This window comes from Chitinophaga sp. Cy-1792 (genome assembly GCF_011752935.1).
Classification (GTDB): Bacteria; Bacteroidota; Bacteroidia; order Chitinophagales; family Chitinophagaceae; genus Chitinophaga.
In genome coordinates this window covers 1,500,972-1,523,354 of the sequence record NZ_VWWO01000001.1, presented here as the reverse complement: position 1 = coordinate 1,523,354, position 22,383 = coordinate 1,500,972, and the positions used below count along the sequence as shown (strand labels likewise).

The 22,383-nt window shown below is 45.1% G+C and carries 15 protein-coding genes; 9 read left to right on the top strand and 6 right to left on the bottom strand.

Annotated features, from left to right (window positions below; all coding sequences use genetic code 11):
• Positions 1–143: 143 nt before the first annotated feature.
• The 5 genes from F3J22_RS06265 to F3J22_RS06245 all read left to right on the top strand — a co-directional run bounded on the left by F3J22_RS06265 (position 144) and on the right by F3J22_RS06245 (position 9,851).
• Positions 144–1,658, top strand: coding sequence for a malate:quinone oxidoreductase (locus F3J22_RS06265; protein WP_167015369.1), 1,515 nt, complete (start codon positions 144–146; stop codon positions 1,656–1,658).
• 241 nt (positions 1,659–1,899) lie between these two features.
• A complete protein-coding gene (locus F3J22_RS06260; RefSeq protein ID WP_240155009.1) occupies positions 1,900–3,303 on the top strand; it encodes an alpha-L-fucosidase in 1,404 nt (467 codons plus the stop codon).
• Between the two features lie 57 nt (positions 3,304–3,360).
• The gene (locus tag F3J22_RS06255) at positions 3,361–4,899 is read left to right on the top strand and encodes a glycoside hydrolase family 28 protein (RefSeq protein ID WP_167015367.1); all 1,539 of its coding nucleotides are present in this window, start codon (positions 3,361–3,363) and stop codon (positions 4,897–4,899) included.
• A gap of 126 nt (positions 4,900–5,025) precedes the next feature.
• Positions 5,026–8,118 (top strand): TonB-dependent receptor, encoded by a 3,093-nt coding sequence (locus F3J22_RS06250; RefSeq protein ID WP_167015365.1) that lies wholly within the window; start codon positions 5,026–5,028, stop codon positions 8,116–8,118.
• 17 nt (positions 8,119–8,135) lie between these two features.
• A complete protein-coding gene (locus tag F3J22_RS06245) occupies positions 8,136–9,851 on the top strand; it encodes a RagB/SusD family nutrient uptake outer membrane protein (protein ID WP_167015363.1) in 1,716 nt (571 codons plus the stop codon).
• 78 nt (positions 9,852–9,929) lie between these two features.
• Here the strand turns inward: F3J22_RS06245 and F3J22_RS06240 are convergent, their stop codons facing one another.
• Positions 9,930–10,328, bottom strand: a complete 399-nt coding sequence (locus F3J22_RS06240) for a DUF1634 domain-containing protein (protein WP_167015360.1) — start codon at positions 10,326–10,328, stop codon at positions 9,930–9,932.
• A gap of 4 nt (positions 10,329–10,332) precedes the next feature.
• On the bottom strand, positions 10,333–11,169 hold the full coding sequence (locus F3J22_RS06235; protein ID WP_167015358.1) for a sulfite exporter TauE/SafE family protein: 837 nt from the start codon (positions 11,167–11,169) through the stop codon (positions 10,333–10,335).
• Between the two features lie 141 nt (positions 11,170–11,310).
• Here F3J22_RS06235 and F3J22_RS06230 point away from each other — a divergent pair, with 141 nt between their 5' ends.
• The 3 genes from F3J22_RS06230 to F3J22_RS06220 all read left to right on the top strand — a co-directional run bounded on the left by F3J22_RS06230 (position 11,311) and on the right by F3J22_RS06220 (position 12,891).
• Entirely contained in the window at positions 11,311–12,141 is an 831-nt protein-coding gene (locus tag F3J22_RS06230; protein ID WP_167015356.1) for a S1 RNA-binding domain-containing protein, read from the top strand.
• Positions 12,142–12,256: 115 nt separating this feature from the next.
• The gene (locus F3J22_RS06225) at positions 12,257–12,457 is read left to right on the top strand and encodes a hypothetical protein (protein WP_167015354.1); all 201 of its coding nucleotides are present in this window, start codon (positions 12,257–12,259) and stop codon (positions 12,455–12,457) included.
• 203 nt (positions 12,458–12,660) lie between these two features.
• Positions 12,661–12,891, top strand: a complete 231-nt coding sequence (locus tag F3J22_RS06220; protein WP_167015352.1) for a hypothetical protein — start codon at positions 12,661–12,663, stop codon at positions 12,889–12,891.
• A gap of 14 nt (positions 12,892–12,905) precedes the next feature.
• Here the strand turns inward: F3J22_RS06220 and F3J22_RS06215 are convergent, their stop codons facing one another.
• Positions 12,906–13,124 carry a helix-turn-helix domain-containing protein gene (locus F3J22_RS06215; RefSeq protein ID WP_167015350.1) on the bottom strand — a complete coding sequence of 73 codons (219 nt, stop codon included), beginning with the start codon at positions 13,122–13,124 and terminating at the stop codon, positions 12,906–12,908.
• Positions 13,125–13,339: 215 nt separating this feature from the next.
• On the opposite strand from F3J22_RS06215, the gene F3J22_RS06210 reads away from it, so the two are divergent.
• Positions 13,340–13,570, top strand: a complete 231-nt coding sequence (locus F3J22_RS06210) for a hypothetical protein (protein WP_167015348.1) — start codon at positions 13,340–13,342, stop codon at positions 13,568–13,570.
• Here F3J22_RS06210 and F3J22_RS06205 read toward each other — a convergent pair.
• The 3 genes from F3J22_RS06205 to F3J22_RS06195 all read right to left on the bottom strand — a co-directional run bounded on the left by F3J22_RS06205 (position 13,567) and on the right by F3J22_RS06195 (position 22,291).
• Complete coding sequence (locus F3J22_RS06205; RefSeq protein WP_167015346.1) at positions 13,567–13,836, bottom strand: helix-turn-helix domain-containing protein; 270 nt, start codon at positions 13,834–13,836, stop codon at positions 13,567–13,569. The two genes, F3J22_RS06210 and F3J22_RS06205, sit on opposite strands and share 4 nt — an antisense overlap.
• Before the next feature lie 294 nt (positions 13,837–14,130).
• Complete coding sequence (locus F3J22_RS06200; protein ID WP_167015344.1) at positions 14,131–15,057, bottom strand: PorP/SprF family type IX secretion system membrane protein; 927 nt, start codon at positions 15,055–15,057, stop codon at positions 14,131–14,133.
• Positions 15,058–15,070: 13 nt separating this feature from the next.
• Entirely contained in the window at positions 15,071–22,291 is a 7,221-nt protein-coding gene (locus F3J22_RS06195; protein WP_167015342.1) for a cadherin domain-containing protein, read from the bottom strand.
• Between the last annotated feature and the right edge of the window lie 92 nt (positions 22,292–22,383).

Below are 22,383 nucleotides of genomic sequence, written 5' to 3'. Positions count from 1 at the left end.
TGCTTCTGTACGATTGATATTAAACTTTCAATTTATTCAGAAAGAATTGTAATCAGATTGTTAATATTGGTCTAATCGAACAGATTATTCACCCTGCTTAATAGTTTGTATTGTAACTTTGCACCTCGAATTAAATAGGGGTTATGTTTAGAAGCAAGAGTACGTCTGAAACAGGTCCGGATGTGGTTTTAATAGGCGCAGGCATCATGAGCGCCACCCTGGGAATGCTCCTCAAGGAGTTAGAACCGGAACTGACCATCGCCATTTATGAAAGACTGGATGTAGCTGCAGCCGAGAGTTCCGACGCGTGGAACAATGCAGGTACCGGTCACTCCGCTTTCTGTGAGTTGAACTATACTCCACAGAAGCCGGATGGGTCCGTAGAAATTAAGAAAGCTGTGAACATTGCAGAGCAGTTTGAAGTTTCCCGTCAATTCTGGGCCTACCTGGTAGAAAACAACATCGTTTCCCATCCTCAGGAATTTATACAAAGTATTCCTCATATGAGCTTTGTATGGGGTGAGGAAAATGTGGATTACCTGCGAAAGCGTTACAAATCTCTTCAACAATGCCACCTCTTCCAGGGTATGGAATACTCTGAAGACCATCAGCAACTGCGCGAATGGATGCCGCTGGTGATGCAAAACCGCGACGCCCAACAGAAAGTAGCTGCTACCCACATGGAAATGGGTACCGACGTGAACTTCGGTGCACTGACCCGTGAACTCTTCAAACATCTTTCTCAGATGGAAGGTGTATCCATGCACTTCAACCACGATGTGCGTGATCTGAAAAAAACAGATGACGGCCTGTGGCAGATTAAAGTGAAAAACCGCGATACCCGCGAGAAAAATACACTCAGAGCTAAATTCGTATTCATTGGCGCTGGCGGTGGTTCCCTTCCACTGCTGGAAAAATCCGGTATCCCTGAAGGTAAAGGCTTCGGCGGGTTCCCGGTAAGCGGTCAATGGCTGCGTTGCAATAATCCTGAAATTATCGCCCGTCACCAGGCTAAAGTTTATGGTAAAGCCTCTGTAGGTGCACCGCCAATGTCGGTTCCCCACCTCGATACCCGTATGATCGACGGCCAGAAAGCACTGCTCTTCGGACCATACGCCGGCTTCTCTACTAAATTCCTGAAAAACGGCTCTATATTCGACCTCCCGATGTCTATCAAAGCTAACAACATTCACCCGATGGTGTCTGCCGGCCTCGATAACATCCCGCTGACCAAATACCTGATCGCTCAGGTACGCCAGAAACCGGAAGACAGACTCGAAGCACTCCGCGAATACTTCCCGGATGCTGAAATGAAAGACTGGGAACTGGAAATCGCCGGTCAGCGCGTTCAGGTAATTAAAAAAGATCCTGAACATGGTGGTATCCTCGAATTCGGTACCGAAGTTGTCAGCGCCGCCGATGGCTCTATCGCTGCACTCCTCGGTGCTTCTCCAGGTGCTTCTACCGCCGTATCTATCATGCTCAACCTCCTTAAACGCTGCTTCAAGGAAGAACTGGAAACAGAAGAATGGCAGACTAAACTGAAAAAAATGATCCCTTCCTACGGACAATCACTGCTCAATAATCCTGAGCTGACTAAGAAACTCCGTAAATGGACGACTAACGTACTGGAATTGAAACAAATGGAAACTGCCTAACAGCAGCCACGCAGCGTAATATAAAAAAGCTATCATCTTCACCGGTGATAGCTTTTTTTATGCCCGGGTGAAAAAAACATCTGCTTAAAGCAAAATCAAGTCAGCTTAATTCTAAAATTATATGGATTTTTATTCCTGCAATCGTTTGAAGTACCAGTAATTCCTTTTGACTAAGCGCTCAGCCGCTTATTTTTTTCCAGAAGAATGCAAACGATTGCAGAGAACTTAAAAGAATTCCATTATGAAGAAACTAACCTGCTGCCTGGCAGCCATGCTATCTGTTTATTCAGGCCTCTACGCACAGGCTCCCATGAAAGCAGCAGCCTCCGTTACCACACAAGCCGCTCACGACCAGCATATGAAATGGTGGAGAGATGCCAGATTCGGTATGTTTATCCACTGGGGCGACTATGCCGTTCCCGCAGGCATGTACAAAGGCCAACAGGTACAACGCGGCGGCGAATGGATCATGAACCGCGCGAAAATTCCGGTGGCAGAATATCAACAGTACGCCAAACAATTCAACCCTATTCAATATGATGCGGATGCATGGGTGAAAATGGCCAAAGATGCCGGTATGAAATATATCGTCATCACCGCCAAACACCACGACGGATTCGCCATGTTTAAATCCGATGCCAGCAAATTCAACATCGTAGATGCCACTCCATATGGTAAAGATGTACTGAAACCACTCGCAGCAGCCTGCAAGAAATATGGTATCAAACTGGGCTTCTATTACTCTCAGGCACAGGACTGGAATAACCCTGGCGGCGCCGCAGCCCGTAAAGTAGCTGCAGAAGGATGGCCTAACCCGGACTCCTCCCGCATCGATGCATATACCCAGGCCAACACCGGCCACTGGGACCCGGCACAAACTACTGCTACCATGTCTGAATACATCGACAAAGTAGCCGTACCGCAGGTAAAAGAACTGCTCACCAACTACGGCGATGTAGCGGTACTCTGGTGGGATACGCCAACCAACATGACTGATGAATACGCCCAGAAATTACAGGACGTACTCAAAATTCAACCTAATATCATCACCAACGACAGACTGAAACGCCCGAACTTCCCGGGAGACTATAAAACGCCTGAGCAGAAAATTCCTACCAAAGAAGAACTCGATGGCCGCGACTGGGAAACATGCATGACCATGAACGGTACCTGGGGCTTCAAAAGCTGGGACCACAAATGGAAAACTACCGAAACACTGGTGCGTAACCTGATCGATATCGCTTCCAAAAACGGTAACTACCTGCTCAACGTAGGCCCTACCGCTGAAGGTACCTTCCCGGAACCTACCATCGAATCACTGGCAGGAATAGGTAAATGGATGAAAGTTAACGGCGAAGCCATCTACGGCACTTCCGGAAGCAGCCTCGCACCACTCGACTGGGGCCGTTGTACTCAGAAAACAGAAGGTAAGAAAACAACCTATTACCTCTCCGTTTTCAACTGGCCGGCAAATGGTAAACTGGTAGTACCAGGATTGAAAAACAAAGTCAGCAAGGCTTCCCTCCTCGCAAACGGAACCAAACTGACCACCTCCACAGAAGGAGATGCACTGGTGGTAAACCTTCCGGCTACCGCACCAGATAACATCGCTTCTGTTATCAAAGTAGAATCCACTACTCTATAAGTACAAAATGGGTAACGGCTTAATTGCTCGTTGCCCATTTTTTTTAAATTCCACAGTATGTTGAAAACCTGCTTGTCTGCCCTGTTACTGATTTGCACAGCATTATCTCCTGCGCAGGCTTCTCCCGTAAAACCCATCCTCATCAATATCACAGCTACCGGTGCTAACGGCGACGGACATACGCTGAATACCATCGCTATCCAACATGCGATAGACAGCTGTACCGCTCTTGGCGGCGGCATCGTACAAGTGCCCGCAGGAAAGTTCCTCACAGGTACCATACTGCTAAAAAGCAATGTCACCCTTCAACTGGATGAAAATGCCACCCTGCTGGGAAGCACAGATATTAAAGACTACCAGGTAATTGATGGCTTCAAGGATGGACTTGGCCAGCAAATGGGCTACGCGCTGATCGGCGCAGTAGATATTCAACATACCGGCATCACCGGCAAAGGCACCATCGACGGGCAAGGGAAACTGGTATACGCCTCCGGCGGTCACCAACGCCGCCCTTTCCTGGTAAGATTTGTACGCTGCGATACCGTCAATATTACCGGCGTAAGACTTACTGCTCCCACCGCCTGGACATTGCACTTCTTCCATTGTAAAAATATTCAGGCAAGCAACCTGACAATATACAGTCGCGGCCTGGGAAATAATGACGGCATTGACATTGACTGCTGCGAACAGGTAGTAATCCGTGATTGTGATATTAACAGTGGTGATGATGCCATCTGTTTTAAGACCACCAGTCCTTACCCATGTAGAAAGGTATCGGTGAGCAATATCCGCATCAACACCGGCGAAGGTGCCATTAAGTTCGGTACGGAATCTGCCGGCAACTTCGAAGATATTACCGTGAAAAATATTAATGTCGCCTTCGCCAGAGAAGGTGGTATTAAAATATTTTCGGTAGATGGATCACATATCAACAATATCGCCATCAGCGATGTGGAAATGGATAGTGTGAATATGCCTGTCATCATGAGACTTGGCGCCAGACTGAAAACGTTCCGCGACGGAGATGCAAAACAGCCACCAGGCAGCATTACCAATATCAGCATCAAAAACGTAAACGTTAAACACGGCACCTGGACGGGTATGCTGATATCTGGTATACCTGGTCATCTTATTGAAAATGTCAGCCTGGAAAATATTCATATCAACATTCCGGGAACAGGCACTGCAGCTGATGCTGCTGTGGTATTGGAAGAGAAGCCCGCAGATTATCCGGAGATAAAAATGTTCGGGAAGATCATTCCTGCTTATGGCCTATACATTCGCCATGTAAGCAACTTCAGATTTAACAACATCACTTTTACTTCAGATAAAACAGACGAAAGGCCGGCTATCATTGGATATGATCTGGCCAACATTAATTTCAGCAAGTGGAAATTCCCTGCCAGCGGGGGAAATGGACCTGTAGCAATTATTTCAGATGCGAATAAAGTGCAGATGAAAAACATCACCCTCCCAAAAAACCCGAAAACATTTTTGCAGCTGGGTGGCGCCAGCAGCGGAGGCATTGTTGTTCCTAAAAATCTGACCGTGACAACCGACAGCAGTGTACCTGAAAACGCTGTAACAAAGCAATAGTATAACCATATTACCACTTTACCCAGGGCCGCGTAAATCCGCGGCCTGACAGCTTATTGCCTGAACCTGGCAAACCGGTTACAGGCAGATACATCAACCAATTATTATCCACAAAAAACAAACGTTATGAATTCAATTCACTCCTACATGAGATGCATTCCACCTGGCTTAAAAAAATACTGGTATTTTTTACTCTTATTAATTTGCGTATATCCGTCTACGTTATATGCACAACAAACCGTTAATGTACATGGCCGTATTACTTCGCAAAACGGTGAACCGCTTCCCGGCGCCAACGTAGTAATACGCGGTACGTCAAAAGGTGCCGCCACCAGCGTAGATGGCACTTTCTCTCTCAGCGTACCGGCTCATTCCTTTCTACGAATTACCTACACCGGATTTCTAACCAAAGAAATAGAAATCGGTACCACTGATATGCCACATCTCAACATTCAACTCAATGCCAACAAAGGTGAATTGAATGAAGTAGTGGTGGTCGGTTATGGTACACAGAAAAGGTCAGACCTTACCGGTTCCATCACCTCCATTAATGCACAGGCATTGAGAGACGTGCCCGCCGCAAACCTCAGCCAGGCGCTGAAAGGACAAGGCGCCGGCATCGACATTCAGAAGAGTGGCGGCAACAGCAAACCTGGCGCCAAACCTACCATACTCGTGCGTGGCAGCCGATCTATCAGGGCTACCAACGCGCCGCTGTTTGTAGTGGATGGAATTCCTTTCAATGGTGATATCAACGATATCAATCCCGACGATGTAAGCTCCATACAGGTTTTGAAAGATGCCTCCGCCACAGCGATCTATGGCTCCCGCGGCGCTAACGGTGTCATCATCGTTACCACCAAACACGGCAGCGCAGGCGGCACCACCATTACCTATGGCGGCTATGCCGGCTTTGTTAAACCTTCCGGTAAATACGACCTGATGAACTCCCAGCAATATGCAGGACTCAAAAAATGGGCACTGTATAATGCAGATAACGTGAAATACAGCAGCCCGGACGATCCTAAAATTATGCTCGACGGATTTGATGCCATAGAAAGAGAAGGACTGGCAAACGGTCGCAACACCGACTGGCAGGATCTCGTATACCGTACCGGCCTGCAAACCAACCACCAGATCGGTGTTTCAGGTGGTAACGACAAAACGCAGTTCAGCATCTCCGGAGGATATTATAAAGAAACCGGTGTTTATCCTGGTCAATCATTCGAAAGATTTTCTGCAAGAATCAGCGTAGACCACCAGATAAACAAGATCTTCAAAGTAGGTTTAAGTTCCCTCAATAACTTCTCTACTACTATCGGCGAAAATGCCAACCCGATGGGACAGGTATTGCGTGCAAGTCCGATGGCGCCGGCCTTCGACAGCAGCGGTAACATCCTCAATGATTTCGTTGCCGGTAGTGCCGCACAAATCTGGAACCCGCTGGCCAACTTCATCCCGGGCGCTGTAGTGGAAAGAAGAAAAAGAACAGGAACCTTTACCACCGCTTATCTGGACGTTAATATTTTCCCTGGTCTGAAATACAGGCTCAACGCAGGAGCGGAAATTAAAAACGATAACTATGGCAATTTCTATGGTAGCAAAACATCTAACAATCTCGGCGGACTAAACACCAGTGAAACCAACTACGGACAAAGCACCAGCTTCACCATAGAAAACCTGTTGTACTACGATAAAACCATCCGCAAACATCGTTTCAACCTGACAGGATTATATAGTGTGCAGGAATCTAACGCCCGCAACACCAAATACACTAACAGCAATCTTTTATACGATAACCTCGAATATGCCAATGCCCAATACGGTTCCAACCTTTCCGGCAGCGGCACAGACCCTAAATGGGACATCATTTCGTATATGGGCAGGTTGTTCTATAGCTACGACGATCGCTACCTGGTGACATTAACCATGCGTTCCGACGGTAGCTCCAGGCTCGCGCCTGGCAACCAGTTCAAAGGATTTCCTTCTGCCGCTGTCAGCTGGAATATCATCCAGGAACCATGGGCGAAGAATTCACAAACATTCTCCAACCTCAAGCTGCGACTGAGTTACGGCCGTACCGGCAATACCGCCATCGATCCGTACCAGACAAAAGGCTCACTGACCGCCATCAACTATAACTATGGCAGCACCAACGTTACTGGTGCTTATCTCAACACCGCTCCCAATATGAAACTGCAATGGGAGAATACCGCCACCTCCAATGCCGGTCTGGATTTTGGGTTGTTTAACAATAGAATTACCGGTAGTGTAGATGCCTACATTCAACAGACCAGCAACCTGTTATTACCCCAGAAACTCCCTGGCACCAGCGGTATCCCGGGAAATGTGCTCGTAAATGTAGGTAAAACAGAAAACAGAGGTGTGGAAGTACATATTGCTACTGTTAACGTACAATCCAAGACAGCAAACGGTTTCAACTGGACAACAGATCTAAACTGGTACCTAAACCGCGGAAAAATCACACAACTCTATAATGGCATCCAGCAAGACCTTGCCAATGGCTGGTTTGTAGGGCAACCTATCGGCGTATACTACGATTACAAACGTATAGGCATCTGGCAGGATAATAAAATAGATTCCGCTACAGCACTGGCTTACAAACAAAACGTAACAGGCCCTACTTCCGTAATTGGTAATATTCGTATTGCAGATGTGAATGGTGACAGCACTTTCAGCGCCGCAGACAAAACAATTATCGGTAGTGCGCAACCCAAGTGGGAAGGCGGTATGACCAACCGTTTCAGCTACAAAGGGATTGATTTTACCATAGTAGTTTTTGCAAGAGTAGGCGGATTACTGAACAGCAAACTCTATGGTGGCGGCTATGCCAACACCTTCCAGGGAAATTACAATAACCTGAACGTGCACTACTGGACACCTGGCAGCGGAGAAAATTATTATCCAAAACCTAATAATTCATCTACACAAACACAATACAACTCAACACTGGGCTATATAAACGGCTCTTTCCTGAAAGTACGTAGTCTGAGCCTGGGTTACAACATACCACAATCCTATGTGCAGCGCCTGAAGGCGAAATCACTGCGTATATACGCTACTGCACAGGACCCGCTGATTCTCTTCTCACAATACAGGAATAAATATCATGGCGTGGATCCTGAATCAGCAGGTAATATCAACGCAGATACCCCTGGTACCTGGTCTATGATTTTTGGGGTGAATCTTACTTTATAATTTTTAATGAGATTTTTATGAAGAATAAAATATTCTGCATCAGTATACTGGCTATGGGTCTTACTTTCAGCGGATGCAAAAAAATGCTGGAAGAAAAACCACATGCAACCTTAACACCAGATTTCTATAAATCCGCACAGGGATTGAATGCCGCATTAGATGCCTCTTACGCAGGCACGCGCACGATCTGGGGTTGTGAAGATTATTTTTCCATGACTACGCCTGCTACAGATGAATTCATGCGTGGCAATGATGGCAACAAAGACATGTTCCTGCTGGCACCATCCTATCAATCCACTGATGGTAAAGGCACTTCGCTGTGGAATAACTGTTACACCTATATCAACACGTGCAATGCTGTGATTCAGTATGCAAAAGATGTAACCACTATTAAAGATGATGTGAAGAAAAGAATGGTAGCAGAAGCGAAGTTCCTCCGCGCGAATTATTATTTCGTATTGGTGCAGCTTTGGGGAGATGTAACATTAAATACCACCTTCAATGCAGATCCGTCTACCGCTGCAAAACGCGATCCTATGGCGGATGTATACAATGTTATCATTCAGGATTTAAAAGATGCCATGGTAGATTTACCGGCAGGGCCACGTACCAAGGGTGTAGATGCTGGCCGTGCCTCCGGCGCAGCCGCACAACATCTGCTGGCAAAGGTCTACCTCACACGCGCCGGTAGTAAGGCAAAGCAGGGCACCGACTACCGCGACGCCTATACGAATGCGCAGGCAATCATCAATAACGCATCCGGCAACGGATTGGCACTGTTGCCAGATTTCGGAAGTGTATTTGCAGAAGGCAATGAAAACAGCGCTGAAGTGTTATGGGCCGTACAACACACTACCAGCCTGGCATACAACGGTTCGCCCAACCAGGATAACCGCACGCCTGATAATATGCTGGTGCATTTATTTGTACCGCAATATGAAAAGGTAGATGGCATGCAACGTGATATTGCGGATGGCAGGCCTTATATCAGAACGATTCCTACCTTATGGCTGATAGACACCATTTTCAAGGAGCGTGTCAATGATTCCCGCTTTGGTAAAACCTTTCAGACGGTATGGTTCTGCAATAATGCCAGCAGTATTCCCAAGTGGCCTACACCATTACCTGCAGGAGCGCCGGCAGGGGCTGTAGCTGGTGGCCCGAAATTCAAAGTAGGTGATACCGCTATTTATCTGCCACAGGGGCCGCGTACCGCTGCACAGATAGCCGCTGCGCCTTATACGCTGATTCCATCCGCGCAATACAACCCACGTATGGGACCGGCGATGACTAAATTTGTGGATACCAAACGTTCAGATATGAATGCGCCATCTATCAGGCCTGTGATTGCGTACAGATTGGCAGAAACTTACCTGATTGCCGCCGAAGCACTGTTGATGGATGGACGCGCTGCCGATGCATTACCGTATGTAAACGCTATCAGGGAAAGGGCCGCTTATCCGAATGGTAATAAGTCTGCCATGGATGTAACCGCGGCAGACCTCAACCTCGATTTCATACTGGATGAGCGTTCCAGGGAACTTGCGGGTGAAAATATGCGCTGGCTCGATCTTGCGCGTACCGGCCAGCTGGAAGCCAGGATTAAGAAACATACCCCGGATTGCAGGGCGAATTTCCAGAGCCCCAAGCATTTGCTGCGGCCTATTCCGTTGGATCAGATCAATGCAGTGACCACCGGGCCTGCCTATGGTCAGAATGACGGCTGGTTGTAACAGTTATCCATTAAAAGCGGCAGCCTGCAACAGTGAAGTGTTTCACCATTGCAGGCTGCTGTTATTTTATAAAGATGATTATCCGGCCAGATCTCCCAGCATACTGAAGAGTATCACGCCTAAAACAATTAATGTAAGGATGACATACAGGTAATCTTTCTCCAATAAAAATGCAAATACGGATAAGGCTACACGAAGAATAGGTGTAGCGATCAGGCATACAACGCCCAGCTGAATAATTTCCATGCCATGAATGCCACGAACACCGTGTATAATTCCGGAGAAGCTGTCCAGTCCGGCACGGACACCTGTAAACTCTCTGTAGGAAGGCATTTCAGCACCATGACGGTATAGATAGATGAGTCCCCCGATCAGCACCAGCGTGCTCGACATAATCACACCTAAGCGAAGTTGTTTTCCGATCAGCAGCTGAATATCCTTGTCTGCCCAGTAATGTTTTGAAAATAAGTGTTTCATGCGATCAGAGTTTTCCGGTGAAACCATTGTAAATCATCTGGATGGCGAGCAGGGAGATCACTACGCTAAAGACTAAACGAAGTTTCTTCACATTGGCGCGTACCAGTAATTTAGAGCCACCGAAGGCTCCTGCCAGCACACCTATTACCACCGGCAGGCAAAGGCCCGGGGAGATATAGCCGCGTTGGAGGTAAACCACTGCGCTGGCTGCGGCTGTTACCCCGATCATAAAGTTGCTGGTAGTGGTAGATACCTTAAATGGGATGCGCATGATGTTATCCATGGCCAGCACCTTTAAAGCGCCGCTACCGATGCCGAGCAATCCGGACATCACACCGGCAAACATCATCATAAAATAGCCGCCGGCCACCCGGTGCACCGTGTAGGGCACGGGACCTGTCGGGGTGGGATAGGAACCGTTGAGGCGCAGTTTCCTGGCCAGCTCGCTTGTATCCTTATCCGTTACGAACTCCTTTTTAGGTTTAAAGGACATTACTGCTGAAAATATCAGCACCAGGCCGAATATAATGGCCACGATACTCGTAGGCATAAATACGGCTATGAGCGCGCCTATTACCGCTCCGGTAGTAGTGGCAATTTCCAGGAACATCCCCAGCCGGATATTGGTAATACCTTCTTTAACATAGGCAGATGCAGAGCCCGAAGAAGTAGCGATGGCCGCGATCAGTGCAGTTCCGATAGCATAACGGATATCAGTGTGAAAAACGAGGGTTAGCAAAGGAATGATGACAACACCGCCTCCCAGGCCGGTGAGTGACCCCAGCATCCCCGCGAGGAATGCCCCTATCAGCAGGATTAGGGTAAATGATAAAATCGTCATAAGAATGGTTTGGTTGGTATTTGTTGGAATTTTCAGGTATCTAAACCAGATTTTTATCTGATTGTTACAAAAGTAAGTAGAATATGATTCTCGCAATCCGGTAATCTATAAGTAACTTGCACCCGCTAACTAACAAATATTATGATAAGAGTAGGTGAATTCAATTTGCTGCGTGTTAAGAAAAAGGCTGATTTTGGTGTATACATGGAAGCGATAGACCAGGAGATCCTGTTGCCTACACGCTTTGTGCCTGCAGGTACCAAAGTAGGTGATGAGCTGAAGGTATTTATCTACCATGATTCCGAAAACAGGCTGATCGCCACTACCCAGAAACCTTTCGGCGTAGTTGGTGATATCGTTAACCTCAAGGCAGTGAGCACTACTCACCAGGGCGCGTTCCTCAACTGGGGACTGATGAAAGATATATTCGTGCCTACCAGCCAGCAGCTCAGTAAAATGGTAGCCGGCCAGGAATACCTGGTAAGGATTTACCTGGATGAGATGACCGGCCGTGTAGCCGCCACCGAGCGTATTGAGTCGACCCTCAGCAACGAAAACATCGAACTCAAAGAAAAAGACCCGATTGATATCATCATCTATCGCCGTACAGAAATCGGTTTTGTGGTGATTATCAATAATAAACATACCGGTATCCTGCATTTCAGCGATATTTTCCGTACCGTGGATATTGGCGACAAGCTGAAAGGGTTTATCAAAAGTGTAAAAGGCGATAAGATCGACGTAGCACTGGGACAGCCAGGATATAAGCGTGTAGAGGACGAAGGTGAGAAAATCCTGCGTTTGCTCCGGGAAAATAACGGCTACCTGCCTTACCACGATAAGTCCACTCCTGAAGAGATCCAGGCGTTTTTTGGCATGAGTAAGAAAACCTTTAAGATGACAACCGGTAGTTTATATAAACAACATAAGATCATCTTCACACAAACTGGTATAAAAGCAGTTGAAGAATAAAATATTGGGGAGGCACTAGAAAATTAGGCGGATAAACCGTAATTTCATACATCGAAAAACCTATAGATATAACAGAATAGTTATATCATTTTTTACTATCCTAACCATATTGAGAATGAAAAAGTTAGCAATCATTGTCGCAACCCTCGGTGTAATTATTGCCGTTTGCTCGTTTATTGCGAGCGCCAATTCCCTGATAGATATCAAGACCTTTTTTAAGTTGGGACTCGGAGGAATATTCCTGATGATCCTGGCTAGCGTCTATTTTCTGGTATCTACACTCCGGCTCCGGCAAAATTTTCCAGAATTTGAGTAAATTTTTTTTTCAGCAAAGGGGATAACATCCTTCCCCTTTGCTGCTATTGACTTTCCACGTTTTTATTCAAAAAATCATATTCTCAGAATGATCACCATATTATCATGATGAGTATGATTTTATCGAAAAATAAGCACCATTGAACTAGTACAGTTGTATGATATATTTAAATGGCTTATATTCACTTAAAATTTCATCCCCCCATGGAACAAAATGAGCAGGTTTTGGATGTAGTAGAACGCTTTGTTGAGAATTTAATTAAGATAGATGCAGATATGGTAAGCGAAATGACGATTGGATTAACTGTTGACACCGCCCTTTTACCATTAAAAGGGCACATTAAAACAATGATGATAGATGGTAACCGAAAAAAAATAAATACTATGGAAATGGAGCATCCGATGCGGTATGCAGTAATCTGTTACGAAAAATAATCAGCAGGTAAAACTTAAAAAGTAATTAATTCACATGGGTCAACTTCCAGGGCACCGGCCAGCGCCATAATGGTGCTCAGGGAAGGGTCTGCCTTGCCATTTTCCAGGCGCGTCATATAACTTGGCTCAAGTTCCGCCTCAAAGGCAACAGCAACCTGCGTCATTTCCTTCTCTTTCCTGATTCGTTTCAAGTTGGCACCGAAGGACTTTTTTATATGTTCGTTTTTCTCCATCTGCACGGAAATTACCACCTGCAATTATGATAATACCAGTACTACAATACTAGTTTTAATCTACTATACATGTAATAACATGTATTACAGAATGATAATGAGGATATCTAACCTAAAAATAGATTAACAATTTTATACTCGGGATATAAGCTACTATACAAAAATACTAATTTTTTTAGTATAAGAAGCTCTACAATTTGTTAAAACTATTGTCAATGAAAAAACACGAGATTATTCCGAAGCTGGTGAAAAAATTAGTGGAGGAGTTAACCGCCATCCAACAGGATGCAGTTACCCTGGTGACTGTTAACTTACGGATAAATCCGGCCTATATGCCTAAGGAAGGCTATAATGATAGCATTTACGTTGAAGGAGAACTGAAACGCGTGAATGAACAACAAGGAAGTCAGCCAGTGTCGTACTTTATCTCCTGTATAGAAAATTAATTGGATGGTGATTGTTCCTCGTTTTTGGGATGATATTTTGTATACAATACATCCACCGGAACGTCAAAAGCTTCCGCAAAAGCAGCTACAGTAGATGACTGAAGGTTCTTAATCTTCCGCTCTATTTTGGTAATATAGGACTCACTAATATCACTTTTATCTGATAACTCAGCTTGTGTCCAGTCATTGGCAAGTCTGAGGCGCTTTATATTTTCACAGATTATTGCTGGGGTAGTATCAGGATCATAACGCTTTATCTTCTTCATTCAGGAAAAATAAGTAAAACAAACACGCAACTACTCGTACAATTGAACTAATACAACAATGCTAGTTATGTATTAATTTGATATTCAATTACATAAAGGCTGTTTTTCATTAAGAGCTATTTTTACATTTTTAAAAACAGTCTCAAAGTGATCGCCTTGCTTATCTCAAAGTCATTTTTGTGGTATTGAAAAAATATTGCGACGCTATCAGCCATATCCCCTGAAAACCCTAAAAAAAAGCAGTCTCTATTCATTAGAGACTGCTAAACATGGGTTTTCAGTGCTGATAGTTATTTACTTGAACAGGTGTACCACTAGTCCCACCTCCAGTGCGCCACTGGTATAATTTTTCAAACCGGCCGTCTGGGTGGTATACATCACCTGGAAACCCGCGATGGAACGGTAATTGAAGCCAGCACCCACGGTAAAGTTGTTACTGGTATGGTACAACCCGAATACATTCAGATATTGCTGCAGGAAAACTACATTAGCGCCTATATCCACCAAAGCATCATATCCACGAACGCCACGGTAACATACCTTAGGCTCTACATATGGAACAGATTCGCTGACATTAATCTTATAAGACACCGCACCATAAAAGGTTGTAGCGTCTACGGTCTTGTTCTCGTCCTTACGCAGCGTATTCATCAAATTGGGAAAAGCCGCCTGAATGGTCCACTTATCATTCGTATAGGCCATGCCGTAATCGACCTCAAAATAATCATCTCTGCGATTAAATGCATTAATTGTCGGATCATTTTGTTCACCAATGATGGCAGATTTATCCAGACGCTGTGCATTTATCCCTACAGACAAGCCAAAATGCAGTTTGTCTTTCCCCGCTGCATTCAACGGCAAATGATAGGCATAGGTGAGTCCAACCTTGGTACGGTTTATTAATCCGGCTTTGTCATTAAATACTGTCAAACCGGCGCCCACCCTGCTTCCTACATAATAATCGGCAGTAGCAGCCTTCGTTACCGGCGTCCCTGGCACATCAGACCATTGGCCACGATAGGCCACATTGAGATGTAATCCGGTATCAATACCTGCCATTGCGGGGTTGGCAAGGTACTGATTCTGGAAATATTGACTGGTAAGAGGTTGCAGAGGAGCACTGCTCTTAGACCAGTCCTGCGCCTTCACTTGCTGTATCTGTAAGGTTGCGGCAATCAGACCAGCAACCAGTATTCCTATTGATTTAATTTTAACGAACATCTTTTTCATTTTACTATTGGTGAACGATCGTAATGAAGCCTTTTACAACTTTTCCATCGCCAAGGTCCAGCAGATAATAATAGGTTCCTTCTGCCAGCACATGGCCGTTTAATCGTCCATCCCATTCATTGGCATATCCTTTACGATTATAAATCAACCTTCCGGCACGATCGTAAATCCGTACTTCATTATTTGGATACTGCGCGATATTTTTAACTACCCATCTGTCATTGATACCATCTCCATTCGGTGTCAGGATGTTGGACGCTTCTACACCCACTTTACCACTCACTTCCAAACGGAAATCTGTCGTAACCGTACATCCATATACGTTAGTAACGGTAACCAGGTAAGTATTGGTAACAGTTGGCTGAACGGTGAGCACCGCTGAATTCCTGCCACTGATCACATCTGGCGCATCTCCCCATGCATAGGTACTTCCACCTGTTGCAGTCAGGTTCACAATGGTACCTGCAGGCACCGTTGTGCCCTTGTCGCTGGTAACTGTTACTGCCGGCAGTTCATTTACTGTCAGATCAAATGTAATGGACACCTGGTCTTGTCCGCCGTTATCAGTACCTCCATTATCACGTACCAGCACGGTAAGCGTGGTTACCCCGGAAATACCTTTCTTCAGCTGGAAGCGAATAGCACCGGTACCATTTCCATTATCCCTGGTAGTCAGCATATCAAAGAAATCTTTACTGCTGGTGGCAACAATGGTGATCGTCTGGTTCTTTTCAGGACCTGCACTCAATCCACTTAACGCAATTTCCTGTGCCTGCTGTCCGTCGCAAACCACCTGGTTACCCGGATTAGTAATGGTTGGCGGTTCATTTACATCCAGTATATTAATCGTAAAGTTCTTCTCAAAGTATAATCCGCCTCTATCTGTAACGCGTATACGAATAGTGTAACTGTTCTTTGTTTCATAATCAAATACCGCATTGCTCTGCAGCTTATTTCCTACGAGTGTAAACTTACTGTCGTCCGCGCCTCCGGCAAATGACCACGTAAACGTATCTCCTGCATCCGGATCTGTAGCGGTGAAACTGCCTATTGCCGTACCCACAGGACTGTTCTCCAGAATTTTGTTATTATCCAGTGTGATGTCTGTAGGTGCTTCGTTGACATCTGTAACATTGATAGTAAAGTCTTTGGTGTAAGACAAGCCACTACCACCGGTTACCTTGATCTTAATATTATAGACATTCTTCGTTTCGTAATCAAATACGGCATTTGTTTTCAACTCAGTACCGCTAATAGTAAACTGCGCGTCATCTGCACCACCTGCAAAGCTGTAAACCAGACTATTTACCGGATCTACACTGGTTGCACTCAGGTTACCTACCAGCGTTCCAACGGCGCTGTTCTCTGCCACACTATTATTACTCAACGCAATAGCAGTAGGAGGATGTCCGGTATTATTTACGGTAATGGTAAACTGTTTTTCGTAGGTGAGTCCGCCGAGATCCGTGGCACGTATGGTAATAACATACTGGGATTTCACGCTGAAGTCAAATACTGCATTGGTAACCAGTGTAGTACCGTTAATGGCGAAGCTATTGTTGTCGCCACCAGCTAAGAGACTGAAGCTCAGTTGATCGTTGGTATTAGGATCAGTGCCTGTTATAGTTCCTACAGTTGTACCTGCCGGCAATTGTTCATCTACCGATTTTTTACTTAACTGGATATCTGTTGGCGCAACATTCTTCTCTTTAACAGTAATCGTAAATGGTTTGCCGTAGGTCAGTCCGCCACGGTCTGTTACAGTAATAGTAATACTATAGCTGCTTTGCTGTTGCATATCCACTGCAGATACTGTTTGCAGATAGTAATCACTGCCAGACAATACTACTTTGAATTTACCTGCATCCGTTCCTGAAAGCGTATAGGTAAATGTTTCATTCGCATCAGGGTCTGTAGCAGTCAGCTTGCCAACCACTGTATTAGCCGGGCTCTGATCTTCCACTTGCGTATTGCTCAGTTGAACATCAGTAGGAGCCTGATTTACAGGAAGTAATTGAATAGTGAAGGTCTGTTCAAAATACAATCCACCTCTATCTGTTACGCGTATACGAACTTCATAAGTTTGCTGTTGCTGGTAATTCAGTACCGCATTTGTCTGCAATACATTGTTAACGATCTTGAAGCTGTTAGCATCTGCACCACCAACGATAGTATAGGTGAATGTATCGCCTGCATCAGGATCTGTTGCGCTGAGTGTGCCTACTGTACTACCCAACGGCAATAGTTCATCAATTTTATTATTACTCAGCGCAAGACTTGTAGGTGCTTCATTAACATCTGTGACCCTGATAACAAAGTCCTGGGTAGAAGATAATCCACTGGTGTCTGTTACCTTAATTTTAATGTTATAAGTATTCTTTGTCTCAAAGTCAAGTGCAGTATTGGAATTGAGTGCGGTTCCATTGATGGTAAACGATGCATCGTCCGCACCACCGCCAAAGCTATAAACGAGTGTGCTTGCAGCATCCACACTGTTTGCGCTGAGATTACCTACCAATGTGCCTATCGCGCTATTCTCCGGAATACTGTCTTTACTCAGTTGAATACCAGAAGGACCATGGTACTTATTATTTACAGTAATTGTGAACTGTTTCTGGAAGGATAGCCCGAACTGGTCCATCACAGTCAGTGTAATATGAAACTGTGATTTCACACTATAATCCATAGGTAACATGGTAATGAGCTTGTCTCCGTTTACGCTGAAATAGGAATAGTCATCAACAGGCACAATACTGTAGTGAAGTATATTTACCGTATTAGGATCATGACCGATAATTGTACCAACAACTGTAGTGAGAGGTAGTCCTTCGTCTATCCTTGTATTACTCAGCTCCAGGCCATCAGGTGGAAGGTTCTTCTCTGATACATGGATGGTAAAGCTTTTCTCAGTATAAAGTCCACCAGCATCGGTAGAACGAATCGTAATCGTGTATGTAGCCTTCGTTCTGAAATCCAGTACTGCGGCAGTTTTCAACACGTTGCCATCAATAGCGAAGTTAGCCGCATCCGGACCAGCCTGAATGGTATAGGTGAAGGTATCATTGGTATCAGGATCTGTTGTAGAGAGATTGCCTACAACTGCACCTGCTGCCTGTTGTTCTTCTACAGTATCATGATCCAGTGAGATATCTGTTGGATTTTCATTTACGTTGGTTACTTTGATAGTAAAATCTTTCGTAAATGTAAGGCCACTGGTATTTGTCGCGGTAATTTTAATTTGATATGTTTTCTTCGTTTCATAATCGAACGAAGCATTTGTCAGCAGGGTTGTACCTGAAATAGTAAACTGCGCATCATCCGCACCACCACCAAAGGTATACGTCACAGGATCAATACTGGTAGCGCTCAGATTACCTACCAAAGTGCCAACCGGGCTATTTTCAGGGACACTATCACGATCCAGCGCTATATCAGTTGCAGGATGTAATTTGTTATTTACATAAATGGTAAATGTTTTTTCCAGATAGAGTCCGCCGTCGTCTGTAGCCCTTATGGTAATATCATAGGAAGATTTTACACTATAGTCAAATACTGCATTGGTTACCAGTGTTGTGCCACCGGTAATATCGAACTTACCGGCATCCGGAGAAGCCACTATACTGAAGTGCAGATGATCACCAGGATTCGGATCAGTACCGCTCAGGTTTCCAACCGTTGTACCAACAGGAAGGCCTTCATCTACCTTTGTATTATCTAACAGAATAGCAGTAGGCGGATAATTGCCTTGTTTTACCGGGATTGTCAATTTTTGTGAGTAAACCGCACCACCATTATCAGTGACCTCGATCATAACGGTATAGCTGTTCTGCTGATAATATTCTGCCTGTTCTTCTAATTCCAGATAGGTATCTGTTCCAACGGTAACTATTTTAAACTTACTACCATCAAAACCTGACAATATTGTAAAATGGAATGTTTCATTCTGGTCTACATCAATGGCTGTCAGTACACCTACTTTAGTATAGGCAGGGCTGTGATCCACAATATAATCCGGTGTCAACACAATTCCGGTAGGGGCATGGTTTACAGCGGTAACATTTATAACAAACGTCTTTTCGAAATAAGCACCCAATGCATCGGTAACGCGTACACGAATATTGTAGGTATTCTTCGTATTGTAGTTGAACATTGCTCCAGACTGCAACACATCACCAGCAATGATAAAGGAAGCATTATCTGTACTACCAACACCTGCCACCAGCGTGTATGTCAGCGGCACATTATTTTCAGGATCGGTAGCACTGAAAGTACCTACTGAAGTGCCAGCTGCCTTATCTTCCGCAATAGTATTATTACTCAGTAAAATGTCCGCTGGCGCTTCGTTTACATTATTGATATAAATCGTAAAATTCTTTTCAAAAGTAGCACCATACTTATCCGTCACTTTGATACGGATATTATAGCTGTTCTTTGTTTCATAATCAAATGGGGTAGTAGTCACCAGTTGATTACCTGAAATAGCAAAGCCTGCATCATAACCAGGCATCAGCGTGTAGATAAATTGATCTCCTGCATCAGGATCTGTTGCAGTCAGATTACCTACCAGCGTACCGGCTGGCATATTTTCATCTACATTATCCTTAGATAAGTTAATGTCCGTTGGTGGGTGATTTACTACACCGTTTACAGTAACGGTATTAGATATGTTATTAGGACGGCCACCTGCATCCTGGAGTTGATTGGCGCTGAATGTAACACTTACGCTGCCTGTAGCCGCTGGTTTAACGGATACAGTAAAGTGCGTATCATCCACTTTTGTTACATTGTAAACGGTACCATTTACGAGTGTAAACATCGATGCATCCAACGTCGTAGCCGCTTTTGTCAATTCAACAGCCACATCAAAAGTATTAACCGCAGGGTCCGGGGCACTGGTAGATAAGGTTACGTCAAATGAACCTGGATCGTATGTCCAGGTAACAACATTTGATGCTGCATTCTTTATTCCTGCAGCGCTTTTTACCCGCGCCGCTTGCATGAAAATACTTACCGGGCCGGGAGCTATTGGCTGAACCACAACAACCCAATTTCTTCCACTGCCATACAAAGAACTTATAGTACCATTTGTCAGCGTAAACATGGAATTATCCAGTACATTAGGATAAAAATCTGTAGAGAACTGTATATCTACTTTAAACGGTGCATCATAACCAGCTTCTTTAGTCAGGGTTGGCTGAGGAACGGTATTATCGAAATTGACATTAAATGCTGTTTGTTGCAGAGGATTACCCGCCAGGTCTCTCCAGGAGTCTGTATTCAATGTAATTACCACCGCTCCGTTTGCAACAGCACTCACTGTTACTGTCCAGTTTTGGGCATCTACTTTTGATATAACTCCCAATGTGCCGTTTGCAATGGTAATACTACCAGTGTTCTGCACTACAGGTTCAGAAAAATGCAACTGTACGGTGAATGGATCCTGACCAAATATAGTAGCACCCGAAAGGTTCACAGTAGGAGGCGTATGATCTATGGTAACAGGAGTTCCATTGGCAGTGCCACTGAGTGGGTTATTACTCGGATCTTGTATAGAGTTATTTCCTAAAATACCCAGGTTCAAGGTTCCATCTCCGCCAACACTTCCGATAGTAACAATATAATCAGTGGCTGGTGCTGTTCCCCCTACGGGTACAACACTCTGCATGACGCCATTTGCGGTTACTGTTCCCATTACCAGGAAATCTGATAGTTGCGGCTGTGTTACCTTTTCAGAAAATTTCACCTGATAGGTTACTGCAGTAGCATTGGTGGGAGAAGCGGTAGTAGGGGTAATGCTTATAATAGTAGGGGCTAAAACATCGAAATGAAAAATTACGTTAGCCGGAAGGTTATCGTTACCATAATCATCTTTAGAGGCGCCTGCGCTTACACCGAAATTAATATCCATTTCCTGCGCAGCGGGCGTAAAAACCACTTTATAGGTGGTCCTGTCGTTCAGGCTGATTTGTGTCAGCGTAACGGTACCACTGGTTCCTGTCAGTTTAGTGATATCCGGCGTGGTTACGGGCTTACTGAATACCAGCACCGCGCTGAATGTTCCGGTAGCCGCGTCTTGTGAAGGGGTAATCTGCACGGTCGGCTGTACCTTGTCATAAGCTACGGTTACCGTGTTGGAGGCTGTAGTATTCTGGCCAAAGGCATCCTGACCGGCGCCAACAGGCAAGCTGATAGTTGCTGTTCCGGTATTTCCTTGCGGAGAAATGGTATAGGTATAGGGACCTCCGGGAGCCGTTCCTGTAAATGTTGCATTGCAATTGGTACAGGAAAGTTTTGTCGGGTCGAAGGCTTGTAATGTATTACTGAAAGTAACAGTGATGTTGAAGTCACCATTTACTTTTGTTTTATTGTTTTCTACCGTGATAATTGGTGTTGGTGCCGCTGGTGTTCCAGGTCCAATATAAAAGGCATCACTGCCGGCATTGGTCACCATCGGGTTACCGGCGTTATCGGTAATGCCACTGGCAGGACCATTCAACTGAATCTGGAATGTCCGGACGTTTTTCGTATCTGTATTTACAACGTTGTGAAATGTTACGACACATGTCTTAATACCTGTTACCACAACATCATAACTACTAAACGTAAGCGCATTGGAGCCTGCGGCCACCCAACCTGATTTAGTGATATTTTGCACCGGCTCAGAAAACGTTACCAGGAATTGAACATCACTGCCACTGGCAACATTTTGAGCTCCTGCAATATGTATATAGTCCGGATTACCAAAAGCATCTGCTACAAAGGGAGAGGTAGCGTCTATTATAATGCCCGCTGCACTGGTAGTTGCACCAGCCTGAAAGTTTGCTTTCAGACCATTGGGATCTATTGGCGTTGCCGGCGTGTTGGTATCAAAAATATTACCTGCATTGATAGTGATAAAATTATCCCAGGTAACAGTACCGGAGAAATCATCACCATCTGTTAGTGTATAGGAAAAGACCTGTGTCGCCGACGCAGCGCTACTCACCCATACCGCCTGCCTGGCTTTACCAGGCGCCCCTAGGTAAAGCTGAACATAGGTACTCCCCGGAGCCCCGGTAACCTTGACGGGTACACTGAATGTGATGGTAAAACTCAGTACATCACCTTTTTTGTAGCTCTTTGCTGGAGTGGGGCCAGTTACGTTAGTAATAGTGGGTGCAGTTACACGCGCGAGTGGGGTAGCATGCGCGGGAACAACGGTTAATAAGAAATATTGCAGAAGCAATAACAGAGAAATACACAACGGCTTTCTCCTAAAACAAGCGTAAAAATGCTGCATAGCCGATAAATAGCCTGATAATACGCGGCATAGGGCCT

What these genes read in the sequence shown, in the direction of transcription:
- F3J22_RS06265 (WP_167015369.1), top strand. Translation starts at nt 144, where the DNA reads ATGTTTAGAAGCAAGAGTACGTCTGAAACAGGTCCGGATGTGGTTTTA.
- F3J22_RS06260 (WP_240155009.1), top strand. Translation starts at nt 1,900, where the DNA reads ATGAAGAAACTAACCTGCTGCCTGGCAGCCATGCTATCTGTTTATTCA.
- F3J22_RS06255 (WP_167015367.1), top strand. Translation starts at nt 3,361, where the DNA reads ATGTTGAAAACCTGCTTGTCTGCCCTGTTACTGATTTGCACAGCATTA.
- F3J22_RS06250 (WP_167015365.1), top strand. Translation starts at nt 5,026, where the DNA reads ATGAATTCAATTCACTCCTACATGAGATGCATTCCACCTGGCTTAAAA.
- F3J22_RS06245 (WP_167015363.1), top strand. Translation starts at nt 8,136, where the DNA reads ATGAAGAATAAAATATTCTGCATCAGTATACTGGCTATGGGTCTTACT.
- F3J22_RS06240 (WP_167015360.1), bottom strand. Translation starts at nt 10,328, where the DNA reads ATGAAACACTTATTTTCAAAACATTACTGGGCAGACAAGGATATTCAG.
- F3J22_RS06235 (WP_167015358.1), bottom strand. Translation starts at nt 11,169, where the DNA reads ATGACGATTTTATCATTTACCCTAATCCTGCTGATAGGGGCATTCCTC.
- F3J22_RS06230 (WP_167015356.1), top strand. Translation starts at nt 11,311, where the DNA reads ATGATAAGAGTAGGTGAATTCAATTTGCTGCGTGTTAAGAAAAAGGCT.
- F3J22_RS06225 (WP_167015354.1), top strand. Translation starts at nt 12,257, where the DNA reads ATGAAAAAGTTAGCAATCATTGTCGCAACCCTCGGTGTAATTATTGCC.
- F3J22_RS06220 (WP_167015352.1), top strand. Translation starts at nt 12,661, where the DNA reads ATGGAACAAAATGAGCAGGTTTTGGATGTAGTAGAACGCTTTGTTGAG.
- F3J22_RS06215 (WP_167015350.1), bottom strand. Translation starts at nt 13,124, where the DNA reads ATGGAGAAAAACGAACATATAAAAAAGTCCTTCGGTGCCAACTTGAAA.
- F3J22_RS06210 (WP_167015348.1), top strand. Translation starts at nt 13,340, where the DNA reads ATGAAAAAACACGAGATTATTCCGAAGCTGGTGAAAAAATTAGTGGAG.
- F3J22_RS06205 (WP_167015346.1), bottom strand. Translation starts at nt 13,836, where the DNA reads ATGAAGAAGATAAAGCGTTATGATCCTGATACTACCCCAGCAATAATC.
- F3J22_RS06200 (WP_167015344.1), bottom strand. Translation starts at nt 15,057, where the DNA reads ATGTTCGTTAAAATTAAATCAATAGGAATACTGGTTGCTGGTCTGATT.